We start from the raw sequence: 15,921 nt of genomic DNA on the forward strand, positions 1-15,921 counted from the left end.
GGCCTTCAGTTCGCCGGGTTGGTGCCGACCGCCTGGGCGAACAGGCGCTCGTTGATCTTCACGCCCAGCTCCTTCTGGATGGCGGCGAGGTATTGCACCAGCACGTCATTCTCCAGCTGGCGCGACAGCTCCTGGCTGACGCGGCTGGTGTCGGGCATCTGCTGCGGCACCTCCACCTTCGTCACCTGGAACACGATGCGGTCCGGCTCGGGCGCGCCGAGGGCGATGCCGAAGCCGCCCTCCTTCACGTCGAACACGGAGGTGACGCTCTCGGCGCTGAACGGGCCTTCCGCGCGGCCGCGGTGCAGGCCCTCGGCGATCTGGAGCGGAATGTCCGCCTCGGCGGAGACCTGGGCGAGGGGCGTTCCGGCCTTCGCCTTGTCCATCAGCTCCTTGGCCTTGGCTTCCACCGCCTTTTCCGTCTCCGCCTCGGTGTAGCGGGCAGTCACGGCGTCCTTGGCCTCCTCGAAGGTGCGGTCGCGGGCGGGGGTGATGGCGGCGGTCTCGTACCACACGAAGCCGCCGCCCTGGGGCAGCTGCACCGTGTCGGTCTCGACGCCCGGCTGGGCGGCGAAGGCGCCGGAGATCACGTCCGCTCCGCCGGGCACGTCCACCGAAGCGCCCGCCGTGTCGTGGCCGGAACGGTCCACGTCGAAGCTCTGGACCTTGAGGCCCAGCTTCTGCGCGGCTTCCTGGAGGGTGGCGCCGGAGGCGCGCTCGTCCTCCACCTTGTCGTGCATGTCGAGGATGATGCGCTTGGCCTTGTCCAGCTGCAGCTCGGAGACGATCTGCGGCTTCACCAGCTCGAACGGCTGGTAGGCGCCCGGCACGATCTTGGTGACATGCACCAGCGCCGTGCCGAAGCGCCCTTCCACCGGGCCGCTCACCGCGCCGTCCGCGAGGGAGAAGGCGGCATCGGCGATCTTCGGATCGAGGATGGCGGACTTGGCGACGAGGCCGAGGTCGGTGTCCTTCGGCGTCAGACCGCGCGCCGTGGCGATGTCGGCGAAGGTCGCGCCGGCCTTGATCTTCTCTTCCGCGGCCGCCGCATCGGCGGCGCTGGTGAAGACGATCTGCTGTACTTCGCGCGTCTCCGGCTTGCCGAAGCGGGCGATGGTGCGGTCGTAGTCGGCCTTGGCGTCCGCGTCGGTCACGGTGATGGCGGCGGAAAGGGTCGCGGGCGTCAGCGCGAGCACGCTGATCTTGCGGTATTCGGGGGCGCGGAACGCCAGCTTGTGCGCATCGAAATAGGCGCGCAGCGCCTCCTCGGTGGGCGCGGGCAGGGTGCCGGCGGCGGCCGGGGTCACGCGGATATAGGAGGCGGTGCGGGTCTCACCCTCGAAGCGGTTGACCGCCTCCAGCAGCACCTGCGGCACCGAGACGCCGGCGCCGAGCGCCTGCAGGAGCTGGTCACGCACCTGGCGCTGCTTCTCGCTGGCGACGAAGCGCTGCTCCGTCAGGCCATTCGAGCGCAGAATCTGCTGGAAATAGCCGGGGTCGAACGCCTTGGCGCCGGGGGCGCGGAAGTTCGGGTTTTCCGCGATCTCGCGGGCGATCTGCGCGTCGGACACGGCGAGCGAGAGGCGGGCGGCCTCGGCGTCCAGCGTCGCGTCGGCGATCATCTGGTTCAGCACCTGCCGGTCGAGCCCGAAAGCGCGCGCCTGCTCGGGCGTGATGGCACGGCCGGCCTGCCGGCTGATCCGCTGGAGCTGGTCGAGATACTGCTGGCGGAACACCTGCGCCGAAATCTCGGTGCCGCCGACGCTCGCGACAGATGACGCGCCCATGCCGCGGAACACGTCGGCGATGCCCCAGACCACGAAGCTGAGGGTGAGCACGACGAGGAAAATCTTGGCGATCCAGCCGGAGGCGCCCTTGCGGAGTGTCTGAAGGACCATCGTTCATTCGTTCGAAGAGCGCCGGGGGCCCCGGCGCGGAAGCGGCGCATCATAGGGAGGGGGAGGGGGCCTCGCAACGGCGCATGGTCGCACCCCTTTCCAGCGGGCGCGCCGCTCTGGTACGTGAGGCCCCTACGTGAGCCTTGCTGCTGCTGCAAAACCCGGAGGAACCGCTATGACGGCCGAACGCCGCCCCCTGATCGCAGGCAACTGGAAGATGAACGGCCTGCGGGCGGCCAAGTCCGAGTTGCGGACCGTGGCGGCCGGCCTCGCCGGCCTTTCGGCGGAAACCATGATCTGCCCGCCCTTCACCCTCATCGGCGCCTTCGCCGCCGACGTCGCGGGCACCCAGCTGATGATCGGCGGGCAGGACTGCCACCCGGCCGAGAGCGGCGCCCATACCGGCGACATCTCCGCCGAGATGCTGCGCGACGCGGGCGCGGTGGCGGTGATTCTCGGCCATTCCGAGCGCCGCATCGACCACCAGGAGGGCGACGCCATCGTCAAGGCCAAGGTGAAGGCGGCGTGGCGGGCCGGGCTGCTCCCGGTGGTCTGCGTGGGCGAGACGCTGGTGGAGCGTGATGCCGGGGAAGCCGCTGCCGTGGTGACGCGGCAGGTGCGCCAGTCGGTACCGGATGGCGCGACGGCGGCGAACCTTGTTGTCGCGTACGAGCCCATCTGGGCCATCGGCACCGGCCGCACCCCCACCACCGACGACGTGGCCGAGGTGCATGGCGCCATCCGCCACATTCTCGGCGAGCGCTTCGGCGCCGAGGCGAACGGCATCCGCATCCTCTATGGCGGCTCGGTGAAGCCGGACAACGCGGCCGCCCTGCTCGCCACCGCTGATGTGGACGGCGCGCTGGTGGGCGGCGCCAGCCTCAAGGCGGCCGATTTCCTCGCTATCGCCCGGGCGGTGGGCTGAGGGCTCTTCTCCCTCTTCCAACCCACTCCCGCGACGGGAGCGCGCGTTCGGCCGGTGCTGGCCAAACGGCCGCGACCAGCCGCCATCCCCCGTGCCCACTGGCCAAGACGGGGGACAAGCCCCTATATGCCGGTGTCGGACGGGCCGCAGGGCCCGGCCGTCGCCTTGCTTTGGAGGTCCCCTCATGTCCGGCATCATCAGGTCCAGCGACGGCCTCGACGAGCGGCGCCGCCGCGTCCTGTTCCGGGCCCGCCATCGCGGGATGCGCGAGATGGACCTCATTCTCGGCGGCTTCGCCGATGCCGAGATCACCGCGCTGTCGGACGCGGAACTCGCTGATTTCGAGGAGCTGCTGGAGCCCGAGGACCAGAAGGTCTTCGCCTGGGTGAGCGGCACCGAACCGATCCCGCCGGAATTCGACACCGAGCTGTTCCGCAAGATCTGCGCCTTCCATTTCTCGGGCCGCGGGCTGCCGGGCTGATCTTGCTGGGCTGATCTTGCCGGGCTGATCTTCCGCCCCCGCCGTCCTTCCGGAGTTCCTGTCTTGAAGCGTCCCCTGCCCATCGCCGACGTGCTGGCCGAAGGCCGGCCGCTGACCCTCTCGCGCGTCGCCGACGGCATGGAGGGCATGGTGGTCGCGGACCTCGCGCGCTCCATCGCGGCGGGCAAGAACGCCCCCTGGCCGAGCCTGACGGTGGTCTGCCGCGACGGCCAGCGCATGGCGGCGCTGGAGCGGGGCCTCGCTTTCTTCGCTCCCGAGCTGGAGGTGATCTCCTTCCCCTCGTGGGATTGCCTGCCCTATGACCGGGCCTCGCCCAACGCCTCCATCGTGGCGCGGCGCATGGCGGCGCTGGCGAAGCTCGCCCGCATCAAGGGCGGGGCGGCGAGCGTGCTGCTGACCACCGTCAACGCCACGGTGCAGCGCGTGCCGGCCAAGGGGCTGGTGGCGTCGCAGTCGCTGGTGGCGGCGCCGGGCAATGCCATCGCGCTGGATGGCATCACCGAGTGGGCCGAGCAGAACGGCTTCCTGCGCACCCCCACCGTGCGCGACACCGGCGAATATGCGGTGCGCGGCGGCCTCATCGACCTGTTCCCGCCCGGCCTCGACGCGCCCATCCGGCTCGATTTCTTCGGCGACACGCTGGAGAGCATCCGCGCCTTCGATCCCGAGACCCAGCGCACCACCTCCCAGCTTCGCGCGCTTGAGCTGGTGCCCATGGCCGAGTTCCAGCTCACCACCGACACCATGCGCCGCTTCCGCATGGCCTACATCGCCCAGTTCGGCGCCGCCCAGAAGGGCGACACCCTCTATGAGGCCGTGAGCGAGGGCCGCCGCCACGCCGGCATGGAGCATTGGCTGCCGCTATTCCACGAGCGCATGGACACGCTGTTCGACTATCTCGAAGGCGGAACCCTGCTCCTCGATCCGCTCGCCGAGGAAGCCGGCGGCGAGCGCATCGCCCAGATCGCCGACTATTACGACGCCCGCCGGCAGGCGCAGGACCTCAGCGGCGGACCGATCTACAATCCGCTGCCGCCGGACCGGCTCTATCTTCAGGGGCCGGAATGGTCGAAGGCCCTCGCCGGCATGCGTCTCGCCCGGCTCTCGCCGTTCGCCGTGCCGGAAGGCGGGGCGGGGAAGATCATCGACCTCGGCGGCGTTCAGGGCCGCTCCTTCGCGGCCGAGCGGGCGGACCAGGACGCAAACGTCTTCGACGCGGCCATTGCCCATGTCAGGGATTTGCAGAAGTCCAAGAAGGTCATCCTCGCCGGCTGGTCAGAGGGCTCGCGTGAGCGGCTGGGCACCGTGCTCGCCGACCATGGCCTGAAGGGCTGCGCGGCCATCTCGCGCTTCGACAGCCTCGCGGCCCTGCCGAAGAACCAGGCGGCGCTCGCCGTGTTCGGCGTGGAAGCTGGCTTCGAGACGCCGGACTTCGCCGTCATCGGCGAGCAGGACATCCTCGGCGACCGCCTCGTGCGCCCCAAGCGCAAGGCGCGCCGCCCGCAGGATGTGCTCACGGAACTGACCGCGCTCACCGCCGGCGACCTCGTGGTGCATGTGGACCACGGCATCGGCCGCTTCATCGGCCTGAAGACCGTCGAGGCCATGGGCGCGCCCCATGATTGTCTGGAGCTGCATTATGCCGGCGGCGACAAGCTGTTCCTGCCGGTGGAGAATCTCGAACTCCTGAGCCGCTACGGCTCGGAGGAGACGGAAGCGCAGCTGGACAAGCTGGGCGGCGGCGCCTGGCAGCAGCGCAAGGCGCGGATGAAGAAGCGCATCCGTGAGATGGCGTCCGAACTCATCAAGATCGCCGCCCAGCGCCAGCTCGGCGAGGCGCCCAAGCTGGTGCCGGCCATGGGCCTCTATGACGAGTTCCGCGCCCGCTTCCCCTATGAGGAAACGGACGACCAGGAAGCCGCCATCGACTCGGTGCTGGACGACCTCGCCTCCGGCCACCCCATGGACCGGCTGATCTGCGGCGACGTGGGCTTCGGCAAGACGGAAGTGGCCCTGCGCGCCGCCTTCGCGGTGGCGCTTTCCGGCAAGCAGGTGGCGGTGGTGGTGCCCACCACGCTCCTCGCCCGCCAGCATTTCAAGACCTTCTCCGACCGCTTCAAGGGCCTGCCGGTGCAGGTGGGGCAGGCTTCCCGCATGGTGACGGGCAAGGACCTCACCGCGGTCAAGAAGGGCATTTCGGACGGCACGCTCGACATCGTGGTCGGCACCCACGCTCTGCTGGGCAAGGGCATCGCCTTCAAGGATCTCGGCCTCGTCATCGTCGACGAGGAGCAGCATTTCGGCGTCGCCCACAAGGAGCGGCTGAAGCAGCTGCGCGCCGAGGTGCATGTGCTGACGCTGACCGCCACGCCCATTCCCCGCACGCTGCAACTGGCCATGACCGGGGTGCGCGAACTCTCCATCATCGCCACCCCGCCGGTGGACCGCCTCGCGGTGCGCACCTTCATCACACCGTTCGATCCGCTGGTGGTGCGCGAGGCGCTGCTGCGCGAGCGCTATCGCGGCGGCCAGAGCTTCTATGTGGTGCCGCGCATCGAGGACCTCGCCGAGGTGCGGGAGTTTCTGGCCGCCTCGGTGCCCGAGGTGAAGGTGGCGGTAGCCCACGGCCAGCTCGCCGCCGGCGCGCTCGAAGACATCATGACCGCCTTCTACGATGGGCAGTATGACGTGCTGCTCTCCACCACCATCGTGGAGAGTGGCCTCGACGTCCCGAACGCCAACACGCTCATCGTCCACCGGGCGGACATGTTCGGCCTCGCCCAGCTCTACCAGCTGCGCGGCCGCGTCGGCCGGGCCAAGGCGCGCGCCTATGCCATCTTCACCGTGCCGGCCACCAAGCCGGTGACGGTGCAGGCGGAACGCCGGCTGAAGGTGCTGCAATCCCTGGAGACGCTGGGCGCCGGCTTCCAGCTGGCGAGCCACGACCTCGACATCCGCGGCGCCGGCAACCTCTTGGGCGACGAGCAGTCCGGCCACATCAAGGAAGTGGGCTACGAGCTGTACCAGGAGATGCTCCAGGAGGCGATCGCCCACATCAAGGCCGGCATCACCGACTATGTGGACGACAAGTGGTCGCCCAACATCACCATCGGCATGCCGGTGCTGATCCCCGAGGATTATGTGGCCGACCTCCACGTCCGCCTCGCCCTCTACCGCCGCCTCGCCGACATCCAGGACGATGCCGAGATCGACTCCTTCGGCGCCGAACTGGTGGATCGCTTCGGCCCCACGCCGGAGGAGGTGGGCCAGCTTCTGAAGCTCACCCAGATCAAGGCGCTGGCCCGCAAGGCCAATGTGGAGAAGGTGGACGCCGGCCCCAAGGGCGTGGTGCTCACCTTCCGTGGCAACGAGTTCTCGGACCCCTCGGGCCTCGTGAAGCTCATCGCCAACGAGGGCTCGCAGGCCAAGGTGCGCCCCGACTTCAAGGTCGTGTTCCTGCGCGACTGGCCGAACGCCGAGCACCGGCTGAAGGGCACCCTCACCGTGTTGAAGAAGCTCGCAGATCTTTCCGCACGGAAAGGATTAGCGTAGTTTCAGGTGTTCTGGTACATCCCGGATCAATTACAACGTGGCCTTGGTTTGGAGAAACAAGTTCCACTAGGGGTGGTGATGCGGGATGGGGGACGTGCAGTCTTGGCGCCGGCGCCTCTGGCCGAAACATCTCGAGATGATGGTGCCTGTCGTGTTCGTCGCGACTGTCTGCCTCGTCGCGGCCGTCTATCTCATGCTCGACTTCCAGAGGATGAGATCGGGGGTCGTCCAGCGCTACCACACGCAGGCTCTCAACCTCGCCCAATGGACCGACCGCAACCTCGACCGCCTTGCGGGTCTGGTGCGTGATGCCGCCGGCCACTCCAAAGATCTGTGCAGCCCGGAAGGTGTTCGCGGCCTAAGGCAGCAATTGGGCACGGCGCCCCTGCTGAATGTTGAGTTCCAGGGGCGGCAGGGCGACGCCTGTACGGTGCGGTCGGCGGTTTCCCTGGACGAGTTGTGCGCCGGAATGTCGGATCGGGACCCGGTGCAGATACCTCTGGATCTCGGTGACGGTCGCAGGCTGCTGCTCGATCTCAACGGGGCCTGCCTCCTTGAAGCGGTGGTCCCGCCGGAGGCGGACGAGGGCGTCCGCCATCGCCTGCTCTCCGTCCAGTTGGGCCGGTCCATGCCAGCGACGCCGCAGGACACGGGCGACGCGACCGTTGCCGGTGTCCTGTCCATGTTCGTCTCGCCCGTGGAGCTCAAGGCTCAATCACACAAGTGGCCGGTGGTGGTTGTCATCAACGTGCCGGAATCCAGCCTGGTCCACCAGTGGCTGGCCACCGTGCCGCTACAGCTCAGCCTGATCTCGGGGTTGGGGATCGCACTGTGGTTCGGACCCATGTCGCTGGTGCGGCGGCGTCTTTCGGTGGAGGGGCAGGTGCGCAATGCCCTGCGGCGCGGGGACTTCTTCCTCGCCTACCTGCCTTTGGTGGATGTGGCGTCGCGCAACTGGGTGGGAGCTGAAGCGCTGTTGCGCTGGCGGCATGCCCGCCACGGCGTGCTGATGCCGAACTCTTTCATCCCCTGGATCGAGACCAGCCCCCTCATCCATGACACCACGCGGTGGGTGTTGCTGCAGGCGGCGCGGGATCTCTCCCATATGTCGCAGAAGGTTCCCGATTTCTCGCTCGCCGTGAACGTGCCGCCCGTCCAGTTCAGCGACACGCGCCTCGTGCAGATGGCAGACGAGGCCTTCGGCACGCGCCCGCTGGCGCTCTGCCAGGTGGTGTTCGAGCTGACCGAGCGCCAGGCGCTCGATTATGATGCTCCGGCCCTCGGCGAGGTGCTGCGCAGCCTGCGCCATCGCGGCGCGCAGATCGCGGTCGATGATTTCGGCGTCGGCTTCTCCAATCTCGCTTTGCTCGGCATGATCGAGGTCGATTTCGTCAAGATCGATCGCTCCTTCCTGCGCGAGGAGGCGTGGACCGAGCCGCACATGCTGGAGGCCATGGTGCCGCTGCTGCGCGACCTCGGCGTCCTCATCATCGCCGAAGGCATCGAGACCGAGCGGCAGCTTGAACGCATCCGCAGTTGCGGCATCCGCTTCGCGCAGGGCTTCCTGTTCTCCCGCCCGATCGAGCTTGAGGCGCTGCTGGACGGGCTGCCGGCGCTGCCGGCGCCAGCCCGTCCGGCCTGACCGACGGCGGGGCTTACCCCCGCTTGGCCGGTTTCCCGCCCCATGCTCTACTCTCCCCATGACCGCAGACGCGACACGGGGCGCCTTGCCCGGCTCCATCGACGACACCGGCCGGCTGCTGGCCGGGCAGGGCTATGTGGCCGACCGGGCGCTCTCCACCGTCGTCTTCCTCGCGCTGCGCATGGGCCGCCCGCTGCTGCTGGAGGGCGAGGCCGGCGTCGGCAAGACCGAGGTGGCGAAGGCGCTGGCCGCGGCCCTCGGGCGCCGGCTGATCCGTCTGCAATGCTATGAAGGGCTGGACCTTTCGGCCGCCGTCTACGAGTGGAACCACGCCGCCCAGATGATCGCCATCCGCCTCGCGGAAGCGGCCGGGGAGAGCGACAAGGGCGCCATCGCCGCCGACATCTTCTCCGACCGCTACCTGCTGCGCCGTCCCCTTCTGGAGGCGCTGGAGCCGCACACGGAAGGCCCGCCCGTTCTGCTGGTGGATGAGCTGGACCGCACGGATGAAGCCTTCGAGGCCTTCCTGCTGGAAGTGCTCTCCGACCATCAGGTGACGATCCCGGAGCTGGGTACCATCAAGGCCGCCGCCCCGCCCATCGTGCTCCTCACCTCCAACCGCACGCGGGAAATCCACGACGCCCTCAAGCGGCGCTGCCTCTATCACTGGGTGGATTATCCCGACGCCGCCCGCGAGATGGAGATCTTGCGCGCCCGCCTGCCCAATGCCCCAGCGCGGCTCTCGGCCGAGGTGGTGGCCTTCGTGCAGGCGCTGCGCAAGGAAGACCTGTTCAAGGTGCCCGGCGTCGCCGAGACGCTGGACTGGGCCTCGGCGCTGGTGGAGCTGAATGCAGTTTCGCTCGATCCGGGCCTCGTGGGCGACACGCTGGGCGTGCTGCTCAAATATCAGGACGACATCGCCCGCACCGACGCGCCCCGCATCGAGCGCCTCATCGAGGAGGCGCGGCAAGCCTCGCGCGCGGCGGAGTGAACGGCACGTATGTGACCGCTGCGACCGCCGCTGAAGACGGGCGGCTCGCTGAAAACATCGCCTGGTTCGGCCGCGCTTTGCGCGCCGCCGGCCTGAAGGTGGGGCCGGGCCGCATCCTCGACGCGGTGGCGGCGGTGGAGATGGCGGGCGTCGGCGCCCGCGAGGATTTCTACTGGACCCTCCACGCCCTCTTCGTGTCGCGCCACGAGGATAGCGTGGTGTTCGATCAGGCCTTCCGCCTGTTCTGGCGCCGCCGGGCGCATCAGGAACGGCTCATCGCCATGCTCTCGCCGGTGGCCGTGCCGCAGCGCGAGCAGAAGCGCGAGAGCGTGCTCCGGCGGGTGGAGGAGGCGCTGTTCGCCGGGGTCGGGACCGAGCGGCAGGTGGAAAAGCCCCGCGTGGAGGTGGAGGCGCGCCTCTCCGCCTCCGTCGAGGACGTGCTGCGCACCAAGGATTTCGCGCAGATGTCGGCCGCCGAACTCGCCGAGGCGCGCCGCCGCATCGCGCAATTGCGGATGCCGGACGACTATGCCCGCACCCGACGCCTCGTCGCCGATCCCAAGGGCCGCCGGCTCGATCTGCGCGCCTTCCTGCGCGCCGCCGTGGCGACGGGCGGCGACCTCGTGCTGCTGAAGCATCGCGGCCCGAAGGAGAAGCCGCCGCCGGTGGTGGCGCTGGTGGATATCTCGGGTTCCATGGCGGATTATTCCCGGCCCATCCTCTCCTTTCTCCATGCGCTCGGGGCGCGGCGGAAGGTGTCCGTCTTCCTGTTCGGCACCCGCCTCACCAACGTCACGCGGCAACTTGCGCGGCGCGATCCCGATGCGGCGCTGGCCGCCGTCTCCGCCTCGGCACAGGACTGGGCGGGGGGCACCCGCATCGCCGCCTCGCTGCGCGCCTTCAATGTGGAGTGGTCGCGGCGGGTGACGGCGCAGAACCCTGTCGTTCTGCTGTTCACCGATGGTCTGGAGCGGGAGGTGGACGACACGTTGTCGGGCGAGATGGCCCGCCTCAAGCGCTCCTGCCGCCGGCTCGTCTGGCTCAACCCGCTTTTGCGCTACGAAGGGTTCGAGCCGAAGGCGCAGGGCGTCGCCGCCATGCTGCCGCAGGTGGACGAGATGCGCCCCGTCCACGATCTCAAAAGCCTGGAAAGCCTTGTGACGGCCCTGTCCGGCCCGCTCAGCCGGCGGTCTCTTCCACTGCCAGCTCGAAGGTGATGAGAACAGGGTTCTCCCCCCGCACCAGCCGCCCCTCGGCGAGCACGCCGGAGAGGCCGACGAGGGAGAGGGAGATGTCGGCGACGAGCATGCCCGTCGCATCGGGGGCGATCACGCCGTTGGTCACGAAGACCTCGGTGGCATAGTCCTCAACCTCCGGCGCATCATGGAAGCGCGCACCGATGATGCTGCCCACCCCGCCGCGCAGCCGCCCGCCCTTGAAGCCATGGCGGCGGCAGATGTCCTCCACCGCCCCGAACAGCTCGGTGTTGGGCCGCACCCGCGCGAAGGCGATGCGGGGGCCATCGGCCGGCGCATTCACCGCGTGGGGGGTGAAGAGGGGGAAGTTGGTCTCGGGGTCGTAATCGGCTGACGTCTCCACCTCGGCCGCACCATAGGCGCGGGCGCGGATGGGCTCGGCCACCACCGCCTCGTGGGGCATGACATGGCCGCCGTGGCGGGTGCCGTCGGGCTCGATCCAGAAGGCATGGCAATGGATGAAGGGCGCGCCCTCCTTCCGCCCGAAGGTGACGTTGCCGCGCTCCAGCTTTGTCTTGCCCTCGGGCGAGAAGGCGCGGCTGTACCATGCGGCGTGGGTGTCGTCTGGCGAGGCGGCGGGCATCACATAGGTGAAGGGGCCGAAGGCACCGCCGGAAATCTCCACCTGCGCCGCGCCCATGCCGGCTTCCAGCAGCGGGCCGCAGATGGCGGCATTGATGGTGAGGCCGGGCTGGAGGGTGAAGTCCAGCACCTTCAGCGCGCCCACCGCGCTCTCGATGCGCTGGGGGGCGACCGGCCCGGGCTGGGTGATGCGGCGAAGCTCAGCCATTCGTTCCCTCATCGGCATAGGCGTGCAGGCCGCCGCAATTGTCGCTCACCCGATAGCCGCCCTCGATCGCGGCCAGATGGCCCGGCGTGAGCGGCACTTTCCCGGCCCCGCCGGGGATATCGAGCACGTAGGTCGGTTGCGCGATGCCGGAAAGGCGCCCGCGCAGCGCCCGCACCAGTGCCTGCCCCTCGGCGATGGGCAGGCGGAAATGGCCTGTGCCGGGGGCGAGGTCGGGATGGTGCAGGTAATAGGGCTTCACCCGGCATTCCACGAGGGCACGGAAGAGCTCGGCCAGCGTCCCGGCCTCGTCGTTCACCCCCCGCAGCAGCACCGTCTGCGAGAGCAGGGGAATGCCGGCATCGGCGAGCCGCGCCAGCGCCGCGCGGGCGGCGGGCGTCAGTTCCCGTGCGTGGTTCACATGCACCGCCACATAGGGCGTGATGCCCGGCGCCTTGAGTGCGGCAACGAAGGCCGGCGTCACCCGCTCCGGCGCCGCGATGGGCACGCGGGTATGGTGGCGCACGATCTTCACATGGGGGATGGCGGCAAGCCGCCCCACCACCTCGCCCATGCGCCGGGCCGACAGCATGAAGGGATCGCCGCCCGTGAGGATGACCTCCCAGATGTCCGGATGCGCGGCGAAATAGGCGAACGCCTGTTCCAGCGCATCGTCCGACAGAAGCGAGGCCGCGCCCGGCCCCACCATCTCGCGGCGGAAGCAGAAGCGGCAATAGACGGCGCAGACGCCCACGATCTTCAGGAGCGCCCGGTCGGGATAGCGATGCACCACGCCCGGCACGGGGCTATGGGCGTCGTCGCCGATGGGGTCGGCCAGCTCTTCCGGGCGCACCTTCAGCTCGGCGGCATCGGGCACGAACTGGCGGGCGATCGGGTCGGAGGCGTTTGTCGTATCGATGGCGGCGGCCAGCGTGGGCGTCACCGCCACGGCATAGCGGGCGGCCACCTCTTCCAGCCCGGCGCGCGCCTCCGGCGCGGCGAGGCCGGCGCCGATCAGGTCGTCGGCGGTGCGCAACGTCCCTTGATCACGGGCGGCCAAGGACACAAGTTTGTTGAGAGGGTTCGGCATCGGCTCGGCGGACAGCTATATGGGAAGCCTGCCGGGATGCCAAATCGATACGGGAGCCGCCCATGGACGTGACCGACAGCGATGTTCTCGCCGCCGCCGAGCGCTGGCGCCGCGAGGGCCGGGGGGTGGCCATCGCCACCGTGCTGGAAACCTGGGGCTCGGCACCGCGCCCGGTGGGCAGCCGCCTCGTCATCGATGCGGAGGGCAATTTCCTCGGCTCGGTCTCCGGCGGCTGCGTGGAAGGCGCGGTGGTGAGCGAGGCGGCGGAGGTGATCGCGGCAGGTAGGCCCCGCACGCTGGAATTCGGCGTCGCCGACGAGACCGCCTGGAAGGTGGGCCTCTCCTGTGGCGGCAAGATCGCCGTCTATGTGGAGCCGGTGGACTGAGTACGCCGGGCGGTGACGCAGGCCGCCAAGCGTTATATTCAGTGGGGAAGATGATCCGGATGCTCCCTGAGGGAGGACCACCATGCGTCTCGACCTGCTCGCGGCCCTGAATGCGGAACGCGCCGCCCGCCGCGCGGCGGTTGTCGTGACCGAGCTTGCCACCGGCGCCCAGCGCCTCGCCACCGCCGCGACCCTCGCCTCCGATCCGCTGGCGCCGGAGATCGCGGCGGCGCTCGCCGCGCGTCGCAGCGGGAAGGCCGGGGAGGGCAGCGTCTTCCTCGCGGTGGATGTGCCGCCGCCGCGCATGCTGGTGATCGGCGCCGTCCACATCTCGCAGGCGCTGGCGCCCATGGCGCGGCTCGCCGGCTTCGACCTCACCATCCTCGATCCGCGCACCGCCTTCGCCACCCCCGAGCGCTTCCCGGACGTGCCGGTGATCGCCGAATGGCCGGAGGAGGCGCTGCCGGCCTACGGGCTCGATCCCTTCACCGCGCTGGTGGCGCTCACCCACGATCCGAAGATCGACGAGCCGGCCATCGCGGCAGCCCTTCGGGCCGAGTGCTTCTATGTGGGCGCGCTCGGTTCGCGGCGTACCCATGCCAAAAGGGTGGAGCGGCTCGCGGCGGCGGGTCTGTCCCAGCAGGCCATCAGCCGCATCCACGCGCCCATCGGCATGGACATCGGCGCCTCCAGTCCGGCGGAGATTGCGGTCGCGGTGCTGGCGGAGGTGATCCGCGCCCTGCGCACCGGCGCCAGCGTCACGGCGGGAGCGGCGGCGTGAGATTTGGCCCCCTGCCGCTCGCCGAGGCCGAAGGCGCCGTCGCCGCCCATTCCGTGCGGTTGGAGGGCGGCACCATCAAGAAGGGCACCCGCCTGACGGCGGCCGACATCGCCCGTCTCGCGGCGGCCGGTATCGCCGAGGTGGTCGCGGCCCGCATGGAGCCGGGGGATGTGGCCGAGGATGCCGCCGCGCGTCGCCTCGCCGATGCGGTGGCAGGCGCCAATGTGCGGCCCGACACGGCCTTCACCGGCCGCGCCAATCTCTACGCCGCCACCTCCGGCGTCCTGCGGATTTCGGATGCCGCGCTGGACGCCTTCAACGCGGTGGACGAGGCCATCACCCTCGCCACCCTGCGCGATTTCAGCGCGGTGGCGGCCGGCAACATGGTGGGGACGGTGAAGATCATCCCCTATGCCGTCCCGGGTGCGCTCGTGGAGGCAGCCGCCGCGGCGGCGCAGGGCGTGATCGCCATCGCGCCGTTCCGGCTGAAGCGCGTGGCGGTGCTTTCCACCCTGCTGCCGGGCCTCGCCGATAAGGTGGTGGCGAAGACGCTCGCCGTCACCCGCGCCCGCCTCGCGATCGCCGGGGCCGAGGTGATCGCCCACCGCACCCTACCGCACGCCGCCGCGCCGCTCGCCGTCGCGCTCACGGACGCGGTCGCGGCCGGTGCGGAGCTGGTCATCGTCTTCGGCGCCTCCGCCATCGCCGACCGCAACGACGTGATCCCCACCGGGCTCGTGGCGGCGGGTGGAGAGGTCCAGCGGCTCGGTATGCCGGTGGACCCCGGCAACCTCCTGATGCTGGGGCGGCTCGGCGCCGTGCCGGTGCTGGGCGCGCCGGGTTGCGCGCGCAGCCCGAAGGAGAACGGCTTCGACTTCATCCTCCATCGCCTCCTCGCCGGGCTGGCAGTGAGCGCGCGCGACATCGCCCGGCTCGGCGCCGGCGGGCTGCTCCAGGACATCGCCGCCCGCCCCCATCCCCGCGCCGAGAGCGACGAGGCGGAGGACGGGTTCGCCGCCGTCATCCTCGCCGCCGGCCGCTCCTCGCGCATGGGGGAGGGGATCAACAAGCTGCTCGCGGAGGTGGGCGGCCGGCCGGTGATCCGCCGCGTGGCGGAAGCGGCGCTGGCGTCTCGCGCGCGGCCGGTGATCGTCGTGACCGGACACGAGCGCGGTCGCGTGGAGGCGGCGCTGGCGGGGCTCGACGTGATCTTCGTCCACAATCCCGATCACGCGACAGGCATGGCCTCCTCGCTGCGCGCCGGCATCGCCGCGGTCCCGGAGACGGTGGCCGGCGCGCTGGTGGTGCTCGGCGACATGCCGCTGCTCGCACCCGGTCTGCTCGATCGCCTCATGGCGGCCTATGCGCCTGTGTCCGGCCGGCTCATCGCGGCGCCGGTGGAAGGCGGGCAGCGGGGGCATCCGGTGCTGTGGTCGCGCCGCTTCTTCGCCGAACTGGCGGCGCTGGAGGGGGATGTGGGCGCCCGCGCCATTCTCGCCGCCAATGCCGAGCTGGTGGCGGAAGTGCCTGTCGCGGCGGAGGAGGGCGCCTTCCTCGACGTGGACACGCCGCGCCTCCTCGCCGAGGCGCGCGAGGCCGCCGCCAAAGGCGAGCGGCAGCTCAGAACGGCGCCGGCTGAAGGTGCGTGACGCCGATATCGAGGCGCTCGCACAGGAATTGCGCGAGCCGCAGCCGGTGGCAGCCCTCCACATGGCGCTCGAAGCACATGAGGCAGATGCGCCGGCCCCGCGCCAGCTCGGCCAATTCCTCCAGCGCCGCCTTGGCGGGATCGGTGGCGAGGTGGGCGTCATAGATTCGCATCAGCGCGTCATGGTCGCCGCTGCGCGCCGCGAGCCGCCCCTCCTTGGGCGTGCCCAGCGTCCTGAGGTGGACATAGGCGACGCCGTGTTCGGCAATGCCCGCCGCCAGCGCCGTCTTGGAGAAACCCGGCCGGCGTGACGCCGCGACGGCGCGCACGTCCACCAGCAGGCCCACCTTCGCCTCATCCAGCGCCGACTGGAAGGCGGAGGGAGTCGATTGCTCGTAGCCGATGGTGAAGAGGGCGGTGGGGTCTTTGCGGCTGCTCATGGATCGGATCATGCCGCGCGGCG

At 70.0% G+C, this 15,921-nt stretch carries 13 protein-coding genes; 9 read left to right on the top strand and 4 right to left on the bottom strand.

Annotated elements, in window-relative coordinates:
- Positions 1-5: 5 nt before the first annotated feature.
- Positions 6-1,898 carry a peptidylprolyl isomerase gene (locus tag V5F74_RS14345; protein WP_394008725.1) on the bottom strand — a complete coding sequence of 631 codons (1,893 nt, stop codon included), beginning with the start codon at positions 1,896-1,898 and terminating at the stop codon, positions 6-8.
- A gap of 175 nt (positions 1,899-2,073) precedes the next feature.
- Here V5F74_RS14345 and tpiA point away from each other — a divergent pair, with 175 nt between their 5' ends.
- From tpiA to V5F74_RS14375, 6 genes are all read left to right on the top strand, one after another.
- Entirely contained in the window at positions 2,074-2,823 is a 750-nt protein-coding gene (tpiA, locus tag V5F74_RS14350; RefSeq protein WP_029558625.1) for a triose-phosphate isomerase, read from the top strand.
- A gap of 184 nt (positions 2,824-3,007) precedes the next feature.
- The gene (locus V5F74_RS14355) at positions 3,008-3,304 is read left to right on the top strand and encodes an FAD assembly factor SdhE (protein ID WP_024278918.1); all 297 of its coding nucleotides are present in this window, start codon (positions 3,008-3,010) and stop codon (positions 3,302-3,304) included.
- Between the two features lie 63 nt (positions 3,305-3,367).
- On the top strand, positions 3,368-6,877 hold the full coding sequence (gene mfd, locus V5F74_RS14360; protein ID WP_394008728.1) for a transcription-repair coupling factor: 3,510 nt from the start codon (positions 3,368-3,370) through the stop codon (positions 6,875-6,877).
- Between the two features lie 136 nt (positions 6,878-7,013).
- Positions 7,014-8,519 (top strand): EAL domain-containing protein, encoded by a 1,506-nt coding sequence (locus tag V5F74_RS14365; RefSeq protein ID WP_394008730.1) that lies wholly within the window; start codon positions 7,014-7,016, stop codon positions 8,517-8,519.
- Positions 8,520-8,577: 58 nt separating this feature from the next.
- On the top strand, positions 8,578-9,510 hold the full coding sequence (locus V5F74_RS14370; protein WP_394008731.1) for an AAA family ATPase: 933 nt from the start codon (positions 8,578-8,580) through the stop codon (positions 9,508-9,510).
- Positions 9,511-9,521: 11 nt separating this feature from the next.
- Entirely contained in the window at positions 9,522-10,727 is a 1,206-nt protein-coding gene (locus V5F74_RS14375) for a vWA domain-containing protein (protein WP_394008733.1), read from the top strand.
- Here the strand turns inward: V5F74_RS14375 and V5F74_RS14380 are convergent.
- Positions 10,690-11,556, bottom strand: a complete 867-nt coding sequence (locus V5F74_RS14380; protein ID WP_394008735.1) for a PCC domain-containing protein — start codon at positions 11,554-11,556, stop codon at positions 10,690-10,692. The genes V5F74_RS14375 and V5F74_RS14380 overlap by 38 nt on opposite strands.
- Entirely contained in the window at positions 11,549-12,643 is a 1,095-nt protein-coding gene (locus tag V5F74_RS14385) for a lysine-2,3-aminomutase-like protein (RefSeq protein WP_394008737.1), read from the bottom strand. Before V5F74_RS14385 ends, V5F74_RS14380 begins: the two co-directional genes overlap by 8 nt.
- A gap of 62 nt (positions 12,644-12,705) precedes the next feature.
- On the opposite strand from V5F74_RS14385, the gene V5F74_RS14390 reads away from it, so the two are divergent.
- The 3 genes from V5F74_RS14390 (at position 12,706) to V5F74_RS14400 (ending at position 15,459) form a co-directional block, all read left to right on the top strand.
- Positions 12,706-13,029 (top strand): XdhC family protein, encoded by a 324-nt coding sequence (locus tag V5F74_RS14390; RefSeq protein ID WP_029558617.1) that lies wholly within the window; start codon positions 12,706-12,708, stop codon positions 13,027-13,029.
- 82 nt (positions 13,030-13,111) lie between these two features.
- Complete coding sequence (locus tag V5F74_RS14395; RefSeq protein ID WP_394008740.1) at positions 13,112-13,810, top strand: XdhC family protein; 699 nt, start codon at positions 13,112-13,114, stop codon at positions 13,808-13,810.
- Entirely contained in the window at positions 13,807-15,459 is a 1,653-nt protein-coding gene (locus V5F74_RS14400; RefSeq protein WP_394008742.1) for an NTP transferase domain-containing protein, read from the top strand. Before V5F74_RS14395 ends, V5F74_RS14400 begins: the two co-directional genes overlap by 4 nt.
- Here the strand turns inward: V5F74_RS14400 and V5F74_RS14405 are convergent.
- Positions 15,431-15,898: a DUF488 domain-containing protein gene (locus V5F74_RS14405; protein ID WP_394008744.1), complete on the bottom strand. Its 468-nt coding sequence runs from the start codon at positions 15,896-15,898 to the stop codon at positions 15,431-15,433. The two genes, V5F74_RS14400 and V5F74_RS14405, sit on opposite strands and share 29 nt — an antisense overlap.
- Between the last annotated feature and the right edge of the window lie 23 nt (positions 15,899-15,921).

This window comes from Xanthobacter aminoxidans, from assembly GCF_043193615.1.
GTDB lineage: Bacteria > Pseudomonadota > Alphaproteobacteria > Rhizobiales > Xanthobacteraceae > Xanthobacter > Xanthobacter aminoxidans.

Excerpts from the sequence above, each read along its gene's own strand:
- V5F74_RS14345 (WP_394008725.1), bottom strand. The coding sequence starts at position 1,898 with ATGGTCCTTCAGACACTCCGCAAGGGCGCCTCCGGCTGGATCGCCAAG.
- tpiA (WP_029558625.1), top strand. The coding sequence starts at position 2,074 with ATGACGGCCGAACGCCGCCCCCTGATCGCAGGCAACTGGAAGATGAAC.
- V5F74_RS14355 (WP_024278918.1), top strand. The coding sequence starts at position 3,008 with ATGTCCGGCATCATCAGGTCCAGCGACGGCCTCGACGAGCGGCGCCGC.
- V5F74_RS14365 (WP_394008730.1), top strand. The coding sequence starts at position 7,014 with ATGATGGTGCCTGTCGTGTTCGTCGCGACTGTCTGCCTCGTCGCGGCC.
- V5F74_RS14370 (WP_394008731.1), top strand. The coding sequence starts at position 8,578 with ATGACCGCAGACGCGACACGGGGCGCCTTGCCCGGCTCCATCGACGAC.
- V5F74_RS14380 (WP_394008735.1), bottom strand. The coding sequence starts at position 11,556 with ATGGCTGAGCTTCGCCGCATCACCCAGCCCGGGCCGGTCGCCCCCCAG.
- V5F74_RS14385 (WP_394008737.1), bottom strand. The coding sequence starts at position 12,643 with ATGCCGAACCCTCTCAACAAACTTGTGTCCTTGGCCGCCCGTGATCAA.
- V5F74_RS14390 (WP_029558617.1), top strand. The coding sequence starts at position 12,706 with ATGGACGTGACCGACAGCGATGTTCTCGCCGCCGCCGAGCGCTGGCGC.
- V5F74_RS14395 (WP_394008740.1), top strand. The coding sequence starts at position 13,112 with ATGCGTCTCGACCTGCTCGCGGCCCTGAATGCGGAACGCGCCGCCCGC.
- V5F74_RS14405 (WP_394008744.1), bottom strand. The coding sequence starts at position 15,898 with ATGAGCAGCCGCAAAGACCCCACCGCCCTCTTCACCATCGGCTACGAG.